Below are 18,267 nucleotides of genomic sequence, written 5' to 3'. Positions count from 1 at the left end.
GTTACTTACGGTGAGACATTGCTCGCCCGATTCCACCCTTCGTCTCCGGGTAAAGCGAGGTCATGACGGAGTCGCGTGAACCGGTGCAGGCCGGCGACCCGCTGGAGCAGAACCTCGCGCTCGTCCGGCGGGTGGCCGAGGCGGCGCAGCAGGAGATGATCGACAAGGCCAGGCAGCGCGTCCCCGCGCTCCGGCTGGGCGCCGTCGCCGGGACCCTGGGGGTCCTCGCGACGGCGGCCACCTACCGGATGAACGTGCTGCTGCTGGAGAAGAAGCTGCCGCCCGAGCTGGCGTCCTTCGTCGCCGCCGCCGTCTACGGGGGCGGGGCGGGCGCCGCCGCGGTGGCCGCCTCCCGCAGATGGAAGGGGCTGCCGGCGCCGCTGCCGACGGAGACGGCCCGGCAGGTCGTGGAGATCGTCTCTGACTCCGGCTGATCGGCAGGCGTGGCGGGGCGTCAGGAGGCTCGGCGGGTGCGCATCAGCGAACTGACCGGCGTGCGGGCCGCGCGGCCCGAGGCGGTCGCCGAGGCGGCGGCCGGACGCGAGCGCCGCGAGCGTCCGGTGGGCGCGTCCGGCCGGCTGCTGGTCATTGCGGCGGACCATCCGGCGCGCGGCGCGGTGAGCGTCGGCGACGACCCGGTGGCGATGGCCGACCGGAGCGAACTGCTCGACCGGCTCTGCGTCGCCCTCGACCGGCCCGGGGTCGACGGCGTCCTCGGCACCCCCGACGTCCTGGAAGACCTGATGCTGCTCGGCGTCCTGGACGGCCGGCTCGCGATCGGCTCGATGAACCGGGGCGGCCTCGCCGGGACGTCCTTCGAGATCGACGACCGGTTCACCGCCTACGACGCCGACGCGATCGCCGCCGCGCGGCTGGACGGCGGCAAGATGCTGCTGCGGATCGAGGACGCCGATCCGGCGACCGCCCGGACGCTGGAGGGCTGTGCGCGGGCGGTGTCGGGGCTCGCACGGCACCGGCTGATGGCGATGGTGGAGCCGTTCGTCGCGCACCGGATCAACGGCCGCGTCCGGAACCTGCTGACGCCCGAGGGGATGATCCGCGCGGTGTCGGTCGCGTCCGGCCTGGGGACCACGTCGGCGTACACATGGCTGAAGATCCCGGTCGTTGCGCAGATGGAACGTGTCGTGGCGGCGACGACGCTTCCCGCCCTGCTGCTCGGCGGTGAGGTCGCCGGCGACACGCGCGCCGTGCTGGACGGCTGGCGGCGCGCGATGCGCATCCCGGGCGTGATGGGGCTCGTGGCCGGTCGTTCACTGCTGTATCCGCCGGACGGCGACGTCCGGAGCGCCGTGGACGCGGCCGTCGACGTCTTGTGACCGACGGCAGATCCGGGGTAGGCACCCGGGCATGGACAGCGAAGCCACTCCGGTACACGCCGGTATCACCCTGCTCGTGAACGGTACAGAGCACCGGCTCAACGTCGACACACGCGCGTCTCTGCTGGACGTTCTGCGTGAGGATCTAGGGCTGACGGGTTCGAAGAAGGGGTGCGACCACGGCCAGTGCGGGGCCTGCACCATCCTGGTCGACGGACGCCGCGCCAACGCGTGCCTGGCGCTGGCCGTCGCCCATGACGGCGCGGAGATCGTCACGGTCGAAGGGCTGGCGCAGAACGGACGGCTCAGTCCCGTACAAGAGGCGTTCATCGAGAACGATGCCTTCCAGTGCGGCTATTGCACTCCAGGCCAGCTCTGCTCTGCGACGGGAGTACTGGACGAGGCCGAACGCGGCTGGCCCAGTGCGGTGACCGACGACCTTGGCTCCGAACCGGCGCTGGACGACGACGAGATCCGTGAGCGTATGAGCGGCAACCTGTGCCGGTGCGGCGCCTACGTCGGCATCGTCGCGGCCCTGAGGCAGGCTTCGCAGCGCAAGGAGGCGGCGGAAGCATGAGGCCCTTCGCCTACGAGCGCGCCACAAGCGCCGAAGACGCCCTACAGAGGCACAACGACGGAGCCGTCTATCTTGGTGGCGGTACCAACCTTGTGGACCTGATGCGGCTCGGAGTGGAGGAGCCGTCCAGGCTCGTGGATGTCGCGCACCTCCCGTACGACCAGATCGAACTGCGCCCGGACGGAAGCCTCATCGTCGGCTCGGCCGTAAGCAACAGTGCGCTTGCCGCAGACCGGACCGTGCGCGAAGGGCATCCCGTCCTGGCGCAGGCCGTTCTCGCGGGGGCATCCGGACAGATCCGCAACCTCGCGACGGTCGGCGGGAACCTGCTCCAGCGCACACGCTGCTCCTACTTCCAGGACGCCTCCAAGCCCTGCAACAAGCGGAACCCAGGCAGCGGGTGCCCGGCACGGGAAGGCGAGCACCACAACCTGGCGATCCTGGGTCATTCGGAGGCGTGCGTGGCGACGCACCCGTCCGACATGGCGGTTGCCCTGGCGGCCCTTGGCGCGTCCATACGGATCCAGGGGCGCGGTGGCGAGAGAACGATCCCCATTGAGGATTTCTACAGGCTGCCCGACAACGAGCCACAACGCGACACCACGCTGGAACCAGGCGACCTCATCACCGCCGTAGAGGTTCCTCCGCTGGGCGTGCCGTCGCGCTACCGAAAGGTCAGGGAACGCGCGTCGTTCGCCTTCGCGCTGGTCTCCATTGCGGCGGCCCTAGACGTGGACGCCGGCCAGGTACGAGACGTGAGGCTGGCCCTAGGCGGCGTAGCCCACAAGCCGTGGCGGGCGTGGCGCGCAGAAGAGATCCTCCGCGGCGCCCAGGCGACACGAGAGTCGTTCCTGCGCGCCGCCGAAGCCGAACTGGAAGCGGCGGAACCGCTGCGCGACAACGCCTACAAGGTGCCGCTGGCGCGCAACCTGATCGTCCAGACGCTCACCGAGCTGGGGGAGGGGTCATGACCGACCGGCTGGAGAGCCGCGAGAAGGTCACCGGGGCGGCGCGGTACGCGTTCGAGTATCCAGTGGAGAACGTCGCGTATGTCGCCGCGGTCCAGGCGAGCGTGGGGAAAGGCCGGATAACGGCGGTCGACACCGAGGCCGCGCTGAGGCTCCCGGGGGTGCTCGCCGTCCTGTCCTGCGAGAACGCCCCCGAGCTGAGCGACGTCTCAGACGGCGAGCTGGCCGTGTTCCAGTCGCGGACGGTCTCCTACCGCGGCCAGTTCATCGCGGCCGTGGTCGGCGAGACGCTGGAGACCGCCCGGGAAGCGGCCCGGCTCCTCCACGTCGAGTACTCGGAAGAGGCGCCGGATGTCAGGCTCCGCGCCGACCATCCGGGCCTCTACAAGCCCGACAGGGTGAATCCCGTCTTCCCCGCGGACACCGAGCAGGGCGAACCCGAGGACGCCTTCAGGGACTCGGCGGTGCAAGTGGACGTCACGTACACGACTCCTGCCGAGCACAACAACCCGATGGAACCGCACACCACGATCGCCCAGTGGAACGAGGACGGAACCCTCACGCTCTACGACTCGAACCAGGGCGCATCGGCTGTCCAAGCCACGCTGGCCAAGGTGTTCGGTCTTGACCCGACCCAGGTGCATGTCGTGTCGCCGCACGTCGGCGGCGGGTTCGGTTCCAAGGGGCTGCCCAGGCCGAACGCCGTCATCGCGGCGATGGCCGCGCGCGCCGCAGGGCGTCCGGTCAAGTTCGCCGTACCGCGCCAGCAGATGTTCGCCACCACCGGCTACCGGACTCCGACCATCCAGCGCATCAGGCTCGGCGCCGACCCGGACGGACGGCTGAACGCGATCCTGCACGAGGCCTCCGAGCAGACGTCCACCGTCAAAGAGTTCGCCGAGCAGACCACGACACCGACCCGCATCCTCTATCAGGCCGCACACCGGCGTACGTCTCACCGTGTGGTGGCCTTGGACGTGCCATCACCCTCCTGGATGCGTGCCCCAGGCGAGACACCCGGCGTGTACGCACTCGAATCGGCGATGGACGAACTCGCCGTCGCCGCGGGCATCGACCCCATCGAGTTCCGCATCCGCAACGACACCGACCGCGACCCGGAGAGCGGCCTGCCGTTCAGCTCGCGCAACCTGGTCGCCTGCCTCAGGGAAGGCGCGGAGCGCTTCGGATGGGCGGCCCGCAACCCAGTACCCGGTATCCGCTGGGAGGGGCGCAAGCTCGTCGGCATGGGCGTGGCGTCGTCCACCTATCCCGCCTACCAGATGCCCAACCAGGCCTTGGCACGCGCGGAGTCCGACGGGACGTTCACCGTCCGGATCGCCGCCGCCGACATCGGAACCGGCGCCCGTACCGCCCTGGCACTGATCGCCGCGGAGACGCTCAAGGAGGACCTCGGAAACATCAACGTCGAGATCGGCGACAGCACGTTCCCGAGGGCGTCCGTCGCGGGCGGCTCCGCCGGGACCGCGAGCTGGGGGACTGCCGTCGTCCGAGCCTGCGAGGCCCTGCGCGGCAAGCTGAACGGTGCGGGTGCCGGGGGGCGTGGGGGGTCGTCCCCCCACACGGAAAAGGGCTCGGTGCCGCCGGAGGGCGTCGAGGCGTCCGCCGACACCGCCGCGGAGCTCAAGGCGCGGGAGGACTACTCCCGGCACGCGTTCGGTGCGCAGTTCGCCGAGGTCGAGGTGGACGCCGACACCGGTGAGGTCCGCGTCCGCCGGATGCTCGGCGTGTTCGCCGCCGGCCGGATCATCAACCCGAAGACCGCCCGCTCCCAGTTCATCGGCGGGATGACGATGGGCATCGGCATGGCGCTGATGGAGGAGAGCGTCATGGACACCGAGTTCGGCGACTACCTCACCCGCGACCTCGCCCAGTACCACGTCCCGTCCTGCGCGGACGTCCGCGACATCGACGCGATGTGGGTGGAGGAGTCCGACCCGCACCTGAACCCGATGGGCTCCAAGGGCATCGGCGAGATCGGCATCGTCGGCGCGGCGGCCGCCGTCGGCAACGCCGTCCATCACGCGACCGGCGTCCGGGTCCGCGACCTGCCCATCACCCCGTCCCGGCTCCTGCCGGACCTCTGACCGATTGAAAAGTTCACTATCAAGGTGATCCACGTCATGGACGTGGGTATCGATCACGTGCTCGGGGGCGCTTCCTACCCGCGAGGTGATCGCCGTGTACCAGCAGGTCCTCGATCCCGTCGCCGACTCGCTCGGCTGGAGCTCCCTGGTCGCCGCGCTGCCGCTGGCCGTGCTGTTCGTCCTGCTCGGCGGCGTCCGCATGCGCGCGTGGCCGGCGTCCCTGATCGCGCTGGCCGTGTCGCTGGCCGTCGCGATCTGGACGTACGGAATGCCGGCCGACCAGGCGTTCCTGGCCGGCACCGAAGGCGCCGCGTTCGGGTTCTACCCGATCCTGTGGATCGTCATCAACGCGCTCTGGGTCTACAACATCACCGTCACGACCGGCCACTTCGACGTGCTCCGCCGCTCGTTCGCACAGGTCAGCGACGACAACCGGCTGCAGGCGGTGCTGATCGCGTTCTCGTTCGGCGCGCTGCTGGAAGCGCTTGCCGGCTTCGGCACGCCCGTGGCGGTCACGTCCGTCATGCTGATCGCGCTCGGCTTCCAGCCGCTCAAGGCCGCCGTCCTCGCCCTCACCGCCAACACCGCGCCGGTCGCGTTCGGCGCGATGGCCACGCCGATCCTCACGCTCGGCAAGGTCACCGGCGAGTCCAGCGACACGCTCGGCGCCATGGTCGGCCGGCAGACCCCGATCCTCGCCCTGTTCGTCCCGCTCGTCCTCGTCTACATCGTGGACGGGCGGCGCGGCTTCCGCGAGACCTGGCCCACCGCCCTGTTCTGCGGCGCCGCGTTCGGCGTCGCCCAGTACGTCACCGCGAACTTCATCTCCGTGCCGCTCGCCGACGTCGTCGCGTCCCTGGTCTCGGCCGCCGCCGTCGTCCTGGTCGTCCGGCTGCGGCCCTCCGCGGCCGCGGCGAGGCCCGCTCCGGTCGCCGGCGGCGCCGCCGACGAGCCCACCCCCGAGTTCGCCGCCCGCGTCGAGGGCGGCGACACCGGGGACTCGCGCGCGGAGGTCGCCCGCGCCTACGCCCCCTACGCGATCATCATCGCGGTCTTCGTCGTCTGCCAGATCGACCAGGTCAAGGACTTCCTGGACAAGGCCACACGGACGTTCTCCTGGCCCGGACTCGACCTCACCGGCCCGACCGGCAAGCCGCTGACCCTGCCCACCTTCAACTTCAACTACCTGACGACGCCCGGCACGCAGATGCTCGTCGCGGGGCTGATCACCATGGCCGTCCTCGGCGTCGGCTTCGGCAAGGCCGTGCGCGCCTACTGGACGACCCTCGTCCAGCTCAGGTGGGCGATCATCACCGTGATGGCCGTGCTCGCGCTCGCGTTCGTGATGAACGCGTCCGGGCAGACCGTCACGCTCGGCACGTGGATGGCCGGGGCGGGCGGCGGCTTCGCGCTGCTGTCCCCGATCCTCGGCTGGCTCGGCACCGCCGTCACCGGCTCGGACACCTCGTCCAACTCGCTGTTCGGCGCCCTGCAGGTCACCGCCGCCAACAAGGCCGACCTGTCGACGGTGCTGATGGCCGCGACCAACAGCTCCGGCGGCGTCCTCGGCAAGATGGTGTCCCCGCAGAACCTCGCCATCGCGGCCGCGGCCGTCGGCCTGGACGGACGCGAGGGCGACATCTTCCGCCGCGTCGTCCTCTGGAGCCTGCTGTTCCTCGCCGGCATGTGCCTGCTGTCGGGCCTCCAGGCCACCGGCGTCCTCGGCTGGATGGTCCCGTGACGGCCTACTGCCGGTAGTTCTCCACCTCGGCGGCGGGACGGACCTGGGCCTCGTCCGGGTTCTGTCCCGCCGCGACGCGGGCCCGCCGCTGCCGGAGCAGATCCCAGCACTGGTCCAGTGCCACCTCGAGCCGGCGGAGCCGCTCCTGGGCATCGGCGTTCGTCGTTTCTGACCGCTCATGCGCCTGCCGGAGGGCGTGTTCCTCTTCGATGAACTCGTTGATACGTTCCAGGATCGACTTCTCGTCCATGAAATCCGTCCGGTGGGGTTCAGAAGGTGCCGACAGGTGAGAGCCTGGCATATACGGGGCCGCGCCCGGTAGCGGCGCCCCGTCGAGGGCGAGGAGCAGATGACGGTCTGGCGGATCACCGACGGCGAGGGCGGCCTCGAATCCGGTGCGCGGGCGGAGCCCTGCTACGACATCGTCGAACACGAGACCGCGCTGCTGCGCATCGCCGCGGCGTCGGCCTCGCCCCGGTTGCTGCTGTCCGGTGAGATCGACGTGTCCAACGCCTCCGACGTCGCCCACGCGCTGCACGCCGTCCAGGCCCGCCAGCGCGGCGACCTGCACGTCGACCTGGCCGCGGTCGAGTTCATGGACGTCGCCGGCCTGCGCGCGTTCACGAAGGCCGCGCGCGACCTGCACGACCATGACCGCCTCCTCGTCCTGCACGCGGTCTCGCCGCACATCGACCGGCTCTTCACGCTGATCGGCTGGAACACGTCCCCCGGCCTGGAGATCCACTGCCGCCCCCGCCGCTGACCGCGGCCGCGGGAGCCGATGGTCATCGGATCATCACGTAAGACTGATTTCGCCGCAAATGTTCCGATTTGCTCCCGTACAACGCGTCTGTCCGATTGTTTGACACCCCAACCCCGGGTTAGGAGGCACTGAAAGCTCTCCGATCCAAAGGGGGGATCATGGCAAGGCGTAGAGAGCATGCGGCTTCGCCGTCGTCGGGCGAGCACACCGGATCCGCGATGGGCGGCCAGGGCGCGGCCATGCCGGCGGAAGGCGCGGCCACGGCCGTTCCCGGCAGAGGGGACGGCGGCACGGCCGAGCATGCGCTGTGGGAGGACCGGACCCGCGTCTTCCTGCAGCCGATCGCGGCGCCGTCCATTCTCGGGCTCTTCGGGTTGGCGGGGGCGGCCATGATGGTGGGCGCCTGGCAGGCGGACTGGTACGGCGGGGTCGGCACCCCGCTGATCCTCTGGCCGTTCGTGCTGACCTTCGGCGGCATCGCGCAGTTCCTGGCCGGCATGTGGGCCTACCGCGCCCGTGACGGCCTCGCCACCGTGATGCACGGCATGTGGGGCGCGTTCTGGATCGGCTGGGGGCTGTTCTTCATGCTGGTCAGCATCGGCGCGGTACCGCTGGCGCTGGTGCCGACCCTCGGTACCCTCCGCGAGGGTTACGCGTTCTGGTTCGTGGCCCTGGCGGCGATCACCGCCATCGGCGCGTTGGCCGCGCTCGGCGAGAGCATGGCGCTGTCGCTCATGCTCCTCTGCCTGGCCGGCGCCGCGGGGTTCACCTCCGGCGGCTTCTTCTCGCCGTCCGACTGGGCGCTGAAGACCGGCGGCTGGCTGTTCGTCGTGGCCGCGGTGCTCTGCCTCTACATCGCAGCCGCGCTGATGTTCCAGAACAGCTTCGGTCGCACGATCCTGCCCCTTCTCAAGACGCGGAGGGGCGCCGCCGCCGCGGGCGGCCGGGCGACCTGGCCGCTGGAGTACCCGATGGGGGAGCCCGGCGTGAAGATCGGGCAATGATCTTCGGCGTGTCGCCTTGACATTCCCGTTGCCTTATCCTGGTCCGATCGGGAACGTTCGGCTCGGGAGGGAGCGGGAATGTCATCGGCGGTCCGGCGGACGTGGCGGCGCCTCGTCCAGACCTACACCCTGCTCTGCGCGCGCGACGACGCGGCCGCGCGCGGTTTCACCGTGCCCAGCGGCGTCTGGGCCTGTGCCCGTTGCCACCAGCCGCACCTTGAACTGGCCACCCTCAACCACCACCTCCGCACCGAGCACGCCTGACGCCCGTCCCCTCAGAGGAACCGGGCGATGGCCTGTTCCAGGCGGTGGACGGAGAGGGCGTCTCCGGCGAGCCCCTTGGTGACGTCGACCAGTTCCTTCAGCGCGCCGGGGTAGTCCAGGCAGGTGTTGAGGATCGAGACGCAGTCCATGCGCGCCTCCGGCTGCCGGGAGATGGCGCCGGCGACGTCCCGGCGGAGGAGGCCGACGACCTGGTCGCGGCCCCGCGGGGACGACAGCAGCGGTATCTCCAGCATCCGGTCGACGAGATCGAAGATCGTCGGCCGGTCCGCCCCGGCATGGACCGCCGGTGGGCTCATGGTCGCCAGTTCCCCCGCGGAGACCGGACCGCCGTCCGGGCCTTGGACCCGTGCGCCCTGGACCCGGATCCAGGCCGGCCCGTCGGTCTCCTTCACCGACACGTCGATCCGCCGGTAGTCGTCCGGGACGATCCGTCCCGTCGCGTGCTGGACGACGTCCTCGTAGACCCGCTGGGACACGATCAGCGCGAACCACGCGCCGGACTCCCGCAGCGACTCCTTGAAGGCGGGTGCCTCAAGGATCCGGAACGCGTGGTTCACGGCCGTCCCGACCAGGCCGCGGCCGTCGAACCCGGCTTCGCCGGTGTGCACCGAGACGCGCAGCCGGATCCGCGCGATCTCGGCGGCGGTCTTGTTGTAGCGGCTCAGCTCGGCCCGCAGCATGTCGGCGACGTCGACCAGGAGCGGCTCGACGGGGACGCCGGGCGGGACGGCGATCATGGCGCCGTCGCCGCGGTCCTCCCAGTAGCAGCCGGCCAGGGTGATCCCCCCGGCCGCGAGACTGACGTCCAGCCGCCGGTACAGCGCGTCGCGCATGTGCCGCCGCACGTCGTCGGTGCGGGCCGTGTCGCCGAACCCCGCGATGTCGCAGGCGACGATGGCGCAATGCCCGGAAGGGTGCCAGCGCGGACCTTCGACCCCGGCATCCGGCATATGACCGAAGCCCCTCCCGTGAGCGCCCCACGACCCGGTTTCACTCTGCCCCGTCCCGGTCGTCCCGGCAAGCGTTCCGCCGGACTACCGTAGGCACCAGGATGTTCATCGGGTGATCGGCCAGAGAGGAGGGCGCTCCGTGGCCTGTGCGGACGACCCGATCAAGACGGAGACCCTCGATGTCAGCGGCCTCAGCCTGACCCGGCTGCGCGCGTACGAGGGGACGGTGCTGGGCGAGGCCGTGCGGCGGGTACGGGAGGAGAGCGCCGGCCGCGGCGAGGTGGTGGCGGGCTTCGACTCCAACATGCCACCGGCGGACCGGGTGCCGGAATAAACTGCACGCGTGGCTGAAAACGGTCAGGCAATCGGTTTCCAGGCCGGTAATGAATGGCCGGAAAATGGGTTGGACGTCGCCGCTCTGACGGCCTTCGGCTGGCGTCCGGTGCCGTTCCGCGAATTTGTTCTCAAAATCAGCAGCCGGTGCAACCTGGCCTGTGACTACTGCTACGTCTACGAGGCCGCCGACCAGAGCTGGCGATCCCAGCCGAGGCGAATGCCGGCGGAGGTCCTGCGCAGCGCGGTGGCCCGCATCGCACGGCACGCCGAGACTCATCGCCTCAAGGAGATCGAGGTCGTCCTGCACGGCGGTGAACCGCTCCTCGCCGGCGTCGACTACATCGATTTCGCCGCTCGGGAGATCCGCGCCGCGATCCCGTGCGGCGTCCGCATCAGCATGCCGACGAACGGGGTCCTGCTGACCGACCGGGCGCTGTCGGTGCTGGACGCGCATGACATCGGCGTCTCGGTCAGCGTGGACGGGGACCGGGAGGGGCATGACCGGCATCGCCGGTACGCCGACGGCCGCGGCAGCCACGCCGTCGTGGCGCGCGGGCTCGACCGCCTGGCCGGGCGTTACCGGCACCTCTACCGCGGCGTGCTGTGCACGGTCGACACGGCCAACGATCCCGTCGCCGTCTACGAGGACCTGCTGAGGACCGGCCCGCCGAAGATCAACTTCCTGCTTCCGCACGGGACGTGGTCCGCCCCGCCGCCCGGCCGGGACCCCGGCAGCGACGACACCCCCTACGCGGACTGGCTCATCGACCTCTTCGACCGCTGGTACGGCAGCCCCGCGCGGGAGACGGGCATCCGGTTCTTCGAGGAGATCATGCACCTGATCCTCGGCGGCCAGAGCCGCAGCGAGAGCATCGGCCTCTCTCCGGTGGCCCTGGTCGTGGTCGACACCGACGGGACGATCCAGCAGGTCGACACGCTCAAGAGCTCCTTCTCCGGGGCTCCGCGGACCGGGTTCACGGTGACCGGCCACGATTTCGACGAGGTGCTCGGGCATCCCGGCATCGTGGCGCGGCAGATCGGGCGGTCCGCGCTGTGCGTGGAATGCCTCGCGTGCCCCGTCCGCGATATCTGCGGGGCGGGCAATTACCCGCACCGCTACCGGGCCGGCCGCGGCTTTCACAATCCCTCGGTGTACTGCCGCGACCTCATGAAGATCATCGATCACATCGGAGGCCGGATGCGGGCCGATCTCTTCCCGTCCCGCGCGGTGACCGGATGATGCGCAACCACGAGATCCCCCTCGCGCACTTCGAGGCGCTGGCGGCGGGCGACGGCGACGACTCGACCGTGCGGCTGCTGTGGAAGGCGGAGTACAGCACGCAGCTGCTCCGGCTCCGCGCCCTGCTCGACTCGGGGCCCTCACTCGATCGGGACGCCTATGATCTGCTGGCCGCCGCGCAGGCCAGGGCGCCGCGCCAGGTCGAGGAGCTCATGCTGTACCCGCATGTGACCGCCTGGTCGGCCGCGTGCCTCCGGCGGCTGCGCGAGGGGGGCGCCGCCGCCCGCGCCGACCTCGCGCACTTCGCGAACGTGGCGGTCGCCGCGGCCATCCGGTCCGGCCTCACCTTCACCGCGACCGCCGTGGTCCGGGACGGCATGGTGAACCTGCCCTCGCTCGGCCGTGCGGAGGTGGCGCGGCCCGGTCACGACGGCACCGCGGCGGTCCGGTGCGATGGCGGGGAGGCCGAGGTCTCGGCGGGGGACCGGCGGGTCGCTCTCCCGGCCGATCCGCACGCGGACGCGCCCGGGTGGCGGGGAGTGCACCGGCTCCGCGTCTCGCACGCCGGCCGCGCCCTCGACGTCCATCTCGACGATCTCGACCCGTACCGGGACAACCACCGGCTGGGGCCCGCGGGCCGCCTGGACGCGGCGGCCGCCGAGGGGTGGCGGCGCACCCTGGACGGGGCGTGGTCCTTCCTCGTCCGGAACGACCCCGGCCGGGTCGCCGCGATGACCGCGGGCCTGAACGCGCTCGTCCCCCTGACGACCCGCGGAGGCCGGCGCGGGCTGAGCGCCACCAGCGCGGACGCGCTCGGCGCCGTGGCGATCACGCAGCCCGAGGACGCGCTGCTGTTCGCCGAGTCCCTGGTGCACGAGTTCCAGCACGTCAAGCTCTGCTCGCTGCTCGACCGTGTTCCGCTCTACGCGGACCGCCACGGCGAGCGGCACTACTCGCCGTGGCGCAACGATCCACGACCGATCGGAGGTCTCCTCCACGGCGCCTACGCCTATCTCGGCGTGACCGGCTTCTGGGGGCGGCAGCTTGAGGCGCTGACGGGCGGCGACGCCGCGTACGGCGAGTACGCCTTCGCCCTCTCGCGCGACCAGACCTCGTACGCGATCCGGCGGCTCGAAGCGTCGGGGCGCCTCACCGGGGCGGGGGAACGGTTCGTCGAGGGGATGCGCACCGCCCTGGACCGCTGGACGGACGTCCCGCTCGCCCCCGAAGCCCGGAGGCAGGCGAGGAGCAGCGCCGCGGACCACGCCCTCGTCTGGCGCCTGCGCAACCTCCGGCCGGACCCGGAGGAGGTGCGGCCGGTCGCCGGTCGCTGGCGCTCGGAGCCGCCGGGTGCGCTGCACAAGGCCCCCGTCCTGCGGCCCGCCGACGTGAGGCCCGGTGTCCCCGACACGCGCGCGGACCTGCGGTGCCTGTCACTGCGCGATCCGGCCGCCTTCGCGCGCCTCTGCGAGCGGGAGGGGGCGGGCGCCTCAGCGGAACTGACCGCCGGCCTCGCCCAGGTGAGGGAACGGCACGACGCGGCCCTGGCCTCCTACCGCGCTCTCATCGCGGCTGAACCGGCGCGCCCCGAACACTGGGCGGGGCTCGTCCTGTCGCTCAGGGGCAGCGGGGGGCACGCGGCGCAGCCGCTTTCGGAGTTCCCCGAAATCGTGGCCGCCGTGTACCGGCACATCGTCCAGGATCAGGCAGACGCGCCCGATCCCGTGGAACTCGCCGAATGGCTGGCACCGGCCCTGCAGAGCGTGAGAGCGACCGGAACCTCAGAGTGGGGTCGGCGCGATATCGCAGTCGAGTAGCCGTCCCTCCACAGCCTGCTTCACGTCGGGATGCTCGGGGCCGAGCGCGCTCGCCAGAGACCGGACCGCGTCCGAGCCCGGGGTGTCCAGGCCGAGGGCCTTACAGATCACCTCGTGATTGTGCTCGCACGCCACGGTGTAGACGTGAGCGGCTCCGTGGCGACTCCTGAACCGCTCCAAGGTCTCGGTGGACCGCATGCGAGCCGCCTCCAGCCTCCCCATGTGGAAGAGGTCCTGGATGAGGCCGGCCGAGCAGCACAGCGAGAAGTAATGGTCGGCGCCCAAGGCGTCGCGCAGTTCATGCACCGAGTTGTCATCGTGGACGAGTGCCGCCTCATGGTCGCCCAGCCGCCGCAGCACCATCGCGAGGTCGGCCGCGCAGGCGTGGGTGAACGGATGCTCCACGCCCATGACCCGGCGGTGTCCTGCCAGGGCCGCCTCGCCCAGCCCGCGCGCCTTGTCCGCGTCGCCGGTCGCCAGGCACGCCGTGACCAGGACCCGCTGGGCCGCGAGGGTGTCCGGATGGTTCTCGCCGTACCGCTGCCGGTGCAGCCGCAGCGTGTCCTCGGCGAGGTTCCGCGCCGAGGCGTGGGCTCCGAGCTTGCGCAGGGTTCCGGCATGGCTCATCTCCGTGTGCAGCACGAACGCGTGGTCGGGCGCGAGCGCCTCCCGCATGATCGACAGAACGTCGTGCTGCAGACTCGCGGCCTCCCGGTACTCGCCCAGCCCGTGGAGATCACGGGCGAGCTGGCTCATGGCCAGCAGGCAGTTGCGGTTTCGCGGCCCGAGGTTCGCCCGGAGCTGTTCGAGGGCGTCGGCGTCGATCGCGCGGGCCTTCTCGAAGTCGCCCAGAAGGCGCAGGTCGATGCCCACGTTGTTGGCGACGCGGAGCGTCTCGACGTGACCGTTCCCGAACAGCCGGGCCATCCGGCGCAGCGTGTCCTGGTCGAGGTCGAGCGCGGCCCTGAAATCGCCCTGGAAGCGCCGGTCCGCCGCCACGTTCCGCGCGGCGTGCATGGTGATCGAGTGGCCGGGCCCGAAACGCTCGGTCGTCCGCCGGTAGATGTCGGCGTTCTGCGCGTTCGCCGCGGCCACGTCCCCGAGGGCGCGCAGCACGGTGCCGAGTTCGCGGCCCGCGACGAGGACCGACTCGTCGTAGGGGCCGAGCTCCCGCTGCCAGTGCTCCAGGGCGATCTCGGCGAGCACCCGGCTGCCCTCGAAGTCCCCGAGCAGGTACAGGTAGCGCATCTGGTCGAGGGCGACCCGCCGGACCTCGGTGGACGCGCCGCCGATGACCCCCGCCGGCACCACGTGGGGTGCGATCTCCGCCCGGACGTCCCAGGTCGTCTCGTCGTCCGGCGGGGCCTGCGGCGTCGCGGCGGCGAGAATCCGGTGCACCCGGTCCTGGACGGTGCCGCGGTCGCTCTCGGACAGCCTGTTCTGCAGCATCGTCCGGACGAGCCGGTGGACCTGGAGGCTGCACAGGCCCGGATCATGCCGGCCCAGGGCATGCCGATCGATGTCGGCCATCGCCGTCCGGAGCAGGCCGGTGTCCGCCAAGGTCTCTTGGAGTTCCGGCGGAAGCCCGTCGACGGCGCCGGCCGACAGCAGCCCCCGGGCGACCGGCTCGGGGCCGAAGAAGGCCCACAGCTCCAGCAGCCTGCCGGCCGCGGGGGCGTCCTCCAGGAGGCGCTCGAAGGCCAGGCTCAGCGTGGCGGCCAGCTCCGCCGGATAGTCGAGTGGGAGGCTCGTGCCGGCCTCCTCCCGGAGCCGGCGGTCAAGCAGCCGCAGGTACTCCCCGGACGTCCGGCCGGTGACGGCCTGCCACGCGGCGGCCTGCTCGACCGCCAGCGGCAGGTCGCCGATCCGCTTGGCGAGCCGGTCGGCGTCCCCCGGGGTCAGGCCGGGCACGCGGCGGCACAGCAGCGCGATGCTCTCCCGGCGCTCGAACACACCGACGTCCTCGGCGACCGTGCGCTCCGCCCAGCGCCGGTCCCGGGAGGTGACCAGCACATGCCCGCCGGGGGCCGCCGTCGTCAGCAGACCGTCCGGTGCCTCGGGACGGACGGGCATGAGCGGCGCGATCTCGTCCGGGTCGGTGGCGTTGTCGTAGATGAGCAGCCAGCGCCGGTACTCCCGGCCCCGGCGCAGCGCGTCCAGCAGCCGCTCGACGGTGCGGTTGACGTCGTCGCTCAACGGCGTGCCGAGCCGCCGGGCCAGCTCCGCGAGCGACGACCTGGCCAGGGTGATCTGCTCGGCGGGAACCCACCAGATGAGGTCGTAGTCGCCGGCGTAGCGGTGTGCGTACTCCACGGCGAGCTGCGATTTGCCCTGTCCGCCGAGCCCGCGCGGTTCCGCCGGCAGGAGCGAGATCACCGCGCCGGACAGCTTCGCCCGGATGTCGTGGAGCAGGGAGTCGCGGCCGGTGAAGTGCGGGTTGCGCGCCGGAAGCCCGCCGCCCTGCAGCAGCGTCGGCGCCTCCTCCCCGGGCTCCTCCCGTGCCGGGTCCTCGTCGGCCGCCGACCCGGGGTCGTCCGGAGCCGGCTCCCCGGGACGGTCCGCGGCCGCCTCCGCCAGCCGTTCGGCGATCTGCGCGTACCGTCCGCCGAGCCGGGCCAGCACCCGCGCCGCGACCTGCGCGAACGGCGGGTCCTGCCGCAGGTCCTCGGTTCCCTGCTGGACGGCTCGCAGCAGCGCCGGGAAGTCCTGGGGCGACCCCCACCGCCCGCGGACGACCTCCCAGACGTTCCGCAGGACGCTCATCGCCTCCGCGCGGCCGAGCCCGCCGATCAGGACGTCCCGCACCCCGTCGTGGAACTCGTACTCGATCCCGTCCGGATCGGTGGCCCGCCGGGCCCGGCGCAGCAGGCCGCCGAGGAACACCTCGGCCAGGTGCGCCGAGTTCGACTCCGGCAGCATGGCCTGCTGGACCAGCGACATGACCTCCAGCCGCAGCGGGGCCGCCGCGAGATAGCCGGCCAGCCGGAACGCCGTCGGCGAGGAGGCGGCCCGGAACCGCATCACCCGTTCCGCGGGCGCCGGGTCGCCGTCGCCGTCCCGCCGGATCTCGCGGGACGGCGAGCCGGTGAAGACGGCCTTGGCGGCGATCCGCCCGGCCCCGCCGCCGACGAGCTCGGCCCACGGCCGCAGCCAGCGGGGCTCCAGCTCCATCACGGGGATCGCGATGCCGGGGGGCGTGCGGGGCTCGTCCCGGGACCGGACGTCGAGCCGGTCGTTGGGCAGCCCCGCCTGGTCCGCGCCGATCCACACGGGTTCCGCCGGCGTCGCGCACCGCCCCCACAGCCGCTGGGGGAGCGGCTGGAGGATCGCCACCGGTGCGGACCGCGCCCAGCGTTCGAGGAGCGCGGCGGCCCGCCCGTCGCCCCAGGCCGGGCCGATGCAGTCGGAGAAGACGAGGACCACGCGGCGGCGGGTGGGGTCGATCAGCTCGTCCGGACTGCGTCCAGGGCCGGCCGAGGCCGTTCCGGTGCGCAGGACGAGCGAGTCGTCGTCGGCGTTCAGCCGCCACACGCGCACGTCGCGGAAGGCGCCCAGCTGCTCCATGAGCGTCCGCAGCTCGGCGGCCTGCCGGGTCCAGACGATCATGGACGCGCTGCCGTCGACCACGAGCGCGAGGTCCAGCCACCGTTCCGGGGCGGGCTCCATCACCGGTTCCCAGATGCCCGTCTCCGCGATCCGCTGCGCCGTCGCCTCCTCGACGAGGTTCTCGACCGTCCGGGAGGAGAACCGGCCGCGCAACGGCCGCAACGCGCGGGCGAGGCTCAGCGCGTGCGGGATCGCCGGCGCCGCCGGAGCGCGGACGGGGTCGCCCGCCCCCGGCTCCGGCGCCGCGAGGTGCAGGCCCGCCTGCGGGGAGGCCGCCGCCGGGCGGACCGGCCGGTGCGGTGCCCGGCCGGTGACCGCGGGCTCCGGGGCGACCGGTTCGGGCGGCGAGTCCCGCGCCGGCTCCCTGCCGGGCCGCGGCGGGGCCGCCGCGGCGGCCGGCTCCGGCGCCGGCAGCGACCGCGCCAGCCAGAGGGCGTCCGCGACCTCCTCCGCGGTGGGCTGGGGATCGAGCGCCTCCAGCGCCTCGATCAGCCGCCGGATCATCCCGATCCGGCGGCGCCCAGCGGGCGCAGGATCGCGGTGACCAGGTCGTGCAGCGTGGCCTCGGGCGGCCGGGAACCGGTCGTGCACAGGTAGACCGCGTTCAGCAGCTGGTCCGTGGCGAGGTCGCCCTGCTCGCGGCGGTCCAGGAACTCCTGGATGAGGTCCGCGCTCGCCGTGCGCGCCGCCCCGCCGAGATGGGCCTCGACGATCTCGGCGAGCTGCTCGGGGCTCGGCGGCTCGATCACCAGCCGGACGCAGCGGCGCAGGAACGCCGGGGGGAACTCCCGCTCGCCGTTGCTCGTGATGACGACCAGGGGGAAGGCGGTGCACTGGACCCTGCCGCGCCCGACCGGCACCCGGTCGGGCCCCTTGGCCGGCATGACGTGCACGACCGGCTGGTCCTCGGGGAGGCGTTCGAGTTCCGGAATCGTGTACCCGCCCTCCTCGAACACGTTGAGCAGGTCGTTGGGCAGGTCGATGTCGCTCTTGTCGAGTTCGTCGATGAGCAGCACCCGGGGGCGCGGCTGCGGCAGCAGCGCCGTCCCGAGCGGCCCGAGCCGGATGTAGCGGCCGATGTCGGGGGCCTCGGTCGCGGCGCCCGGCGCGACCGCCTGGCGCAGGCTCGTCTCGTGCAGGCGGCCGATGGCGTCGTAGCGGTACAGCCCTTCCTGCAGGGTCGCCCGGCTGGTGATCGGCCAGTCCAGGACGGGGCCGAGACCCAGCTCGTGGGCCACGTTGTAGGCGAGCGTCGACTTGCCCGTTCCCGGCTTCCCGGTGACCAGCAGGGGCCGCCTGAGGTGGAGGGCGACGTTCACCATGGTGACCACGTTCGGGCCCGGACGATACGACAGGGCCCGCTCCAGGCCGCCTCCGTGGAGCCGCGCCGGACCGTCGTCCACGTCGAACCGCCGCCAGGGCGGCGGTTCGGGCAGGCGCGCCAGGCCGTCGTGCGGCGTGCCGTCACCCCGGTAGATGAGCCAGTCGCCGGATCCTTCGCCCGGAGGCGTGTCCGTCGTCGCCACAGGAACCTCCCA

16 protein-coding genes are annotated in these 18,267 nt (G+C 72.2%); 12 read left to right on the top strand and 4 right to left on the bottom strand.

What is annotated here, in order from left to right:
* Positions 1 to 62 precede the first annotated feature (62 nt).
* From ACQPZP_RS35155 to ACQPZP_RS35130, 6 genes are all read left to right on the top strand, one after another.
* Entirely contained in the window at positions 63 to 434 is a 372-nt protein-coding gene (locus tag ACQPZP_RS35155; protein WP_433473995.1) for a phage holin family protein, read from the top strand.
* Between the two features lie 36 nt (positions 435 to 470).
* The gene (locus ACQPZP_RS35150; RefSeq protein ID WP_433473994.1) at positions 471 to 1,337 is read left to right on the top strand and encodes a Cgl0159 family (beta/alpha)8-fold protein; all 867 of its coding nucleotides are present in this window, start codon (positions 471 to 473) and stop codon (positions 1,335 to 1,337) included.
* A 31-nt stretch (positions 1,338 to 1,368) separates the two neighbouring features.
* The gene (locus tag ACQPZP_RS35145) at positions 1,369 to 1,914 is read left to right on the top strand and encodes a 2Fe-2S iron-sulfur cluster-binding protein (protein WP_433473993.1); all 546 of its coding nucleotides are present in this window, start codon (positions 1,369 to 1,371) and stop codon (positions 1,912 to 1,914) included.
* Positions 1,911 to 2,885 carry an FAD binding domain-containing protein gene (locus ACQPZP_RS35140; RefSeq protein WP_433473992.1) on the top strand — a complete coding sequence of 325 codons (975 nt, stop codon included), beginning with the start codon at positions 1,911 to 1,913 and terminating at the stop codon, positions 2,883 to 2,885. The genes ACQPZP_RS35145 and ACQPZP_RS35140 overlap by 4 nt, the downstream gene beginning before the upstream one ends.
* Positions 2,882 to 4,987, top strand: coding sequence for a xanthine dehydrogenase family protein molybdopterin-binding subunit (locus tag ACQPZP_RS35135; RefSeq protein WP_433473991.1), 2,106 nt, complete (start codon positions 2,882 to 2,884; stop codon positions 4,985 to 4,987). Before ACQPZP_RS35140 ends, ACQPZP_RS35135 begins: the two co-directional genes overlap by 4 nt.
* A gap of 94 nt (positions 4,988 to 5,081) precedes the next feature.
* On the top strand, positions 5,082 to 6,728 hold the full coding sequence (locus ACQPZP_RS35130; RefSeq protein WP_433473990.1) for an L-lactate permease: 1,647 nt from the start codon (positions 5,082 to 5,084) through the stop codon (positions 6,726 to 6,728).
* A gap of 4 nt (positions 6,729 to 6,732) precedes the next feature.
* Here ACQPZP_RS35130 and ACQPZP_RS35125 read toward each other — a convergent pair whose 3' ends face one another.
* Positions 6,733 to 6,978, bottom strand: a complete 246-nt coding sequence (locus tag ACQPZP_RS35125; RefSeq protein WP_433463701.1) for a DUF2630 family protein — start codon at positions 6,976 to 6,978, stop codon at positions 6,733 to 6,735.
* Between the two features lie 99 nt (positions 6,979 to 7,077).
* On the opposite strand from ACQPZP_RS35125, the gene ACQPZP_RS35120 reads away from it, so the two are divergent.
* The 3 genes from ACQPZP_RS35120 (at position 7,078) to ACQPZP_RS35110 (ending at position 8,759) form a co-directional block, all read left to right on the top strand.
* Complete coding sequence (locus ACQPZP_RS35120; RefSeq protein WP_433473989.1) at positions 7,078 to 7,491, top strand: STAS domain-containing protein; 414 nt, start codon at positions 7,078 to 7,080, stop codon at positions 7,489 to 7,491.
* A gap of 158 nt (positions 7,492 to 7,649) precedes the next feature.
* A complete protein-coding gene (locus ACQPZP_RS35115; RefSeq protein WP_433473988.1) occupies positions 7,650 to 8,495 on the top strand; it encodes an acetate uptake transporter family protein in 846 nt (281 codons plus the stop codon).
* A 78-nt stretch (positions 8,496 to 8,573) separates the two neighbouring features.
* Positions 8,574 to 8,759 (top strand): hypothetical protein, encoded by a 186-nt coding sequence (locus ACQPZP_RS35110; RefSeq protein ID WP_433463698.1) that lies wholly within the window; start codon positions 8,574 to 8,576, stop codon positions 8,757 to 8,759.
* An 11-nt stretch (positions 8,760 to 8,770) separates the two neighbouring features.
* On the opposite strand, the gene ACQPZP_RS35105 is transcribed toward ACQPZP_RS35110, so the two are convergent.
* Positions 8,771 to 9,730, bottom strand: coding sequence for an effector-associated domain 2-containing protein (locus ACQPZP_RS35105; RefSeq protein WP_433473987.1), 960 nt, complete (start codon positions 9,728 to 9,730; stop codon positions 8,771 to 8,773).
* 139 nt (positions 9,731 to 9,869) lie between these two features.
* Between ACQPZP_RS35105 and fxsA the strand changes: the two genes are divergently transcribed.
* From fxsA to ACQPZP_RS35090, 3 genes are all read left to right on the top strand, one after another.
* Positions 9,870 to 10,064, top strand: a complete 195-nt coding sequence (gene fxsA / locus ACQPZP_RS35100) for an FxSxx-COOH cyclophane-containing RiPP peptide (protein ID WP_433463696.1) — start codon at positions 9,870 to 9,872, stop codon at positions 10,062 to 10,064.
* Between the two features lie 69 nt (positions 10,065 to 10,133).
* Positions 10,134 to 11,306, top strand: a complete 1,173-nt coding sequence (locus tag ACQPZP_RS35095) for an FxsB family cyclophane-forming radical SAM/SPASM peptide maturase (RefSeq protein WP_433473986.1) — start codon at positions 10,134 to 10,136, stop codon at positions 11,304 to 11,306.
* Positions 11,303 to 13,123, top strand: a complete 1,821-nt coding sequence (locus ACQPZP_RS35090; protein ID WP_433473985.1) for an HEXXH motif domain-containing protein — start codon at positions 11,303 to 11,305, stop codon at positions 13,121 to 13,123. Before ACQPZP_RS35095 ends, ACQPZP_RS35090 begins: the two co-directional genes overlap by 4 nt.
* Here ACQPZP_RS35090 and fxsT read toward each other — a convergent pair.
* The gene (fxsT, locus tag ACQPZP_RS35085; RefSeq protein ID WP_433473984.1) at positions 13,088 to 17,233 is read right to left on the bottom strand and encodes an FxSxx-COOH system tetratricopeptide repeat protein; all 4,146 of its coding nucleotides are present in this window, start codon (positions 17,231 to 17,233) and stop codon (positions 13,088 to 13,090) included. The two genes, ACQPZP_RS35090 and fxsT, sit on opposite strands and share 36 nt — an antisense overlap.
* Positions 17,230 to 18,255, bottom strand: a complete 1,026-nt coding sequence (locus ACQPZP_RS35080) for an AAA family ATPase (protein WP_433473983.1) — start codon at positions 18,253 to 18,255, stop codon at positions 17,230 to 17,232. The genes fxsT and ACQPZP_RS35080 overlap by 4 nt, the downstream gene beginning before the upstream one ends.
* Between the last annotated feature and the right edge of the window lie 12 nt (positions 18,256 to 18,267).

The organism is Spirillospora sp. CA-142024, from assembly GCF_050942325.1.
Classification (GTDB): domain Bacteria; phylum Actinomycetota; class Actinomycetes; order Streptosporangiales; family Streptosporangiaceae; genus Spirillospora.
This window is presented reverse-complemented; position numbering and strand designations above follow the sequence as displayed.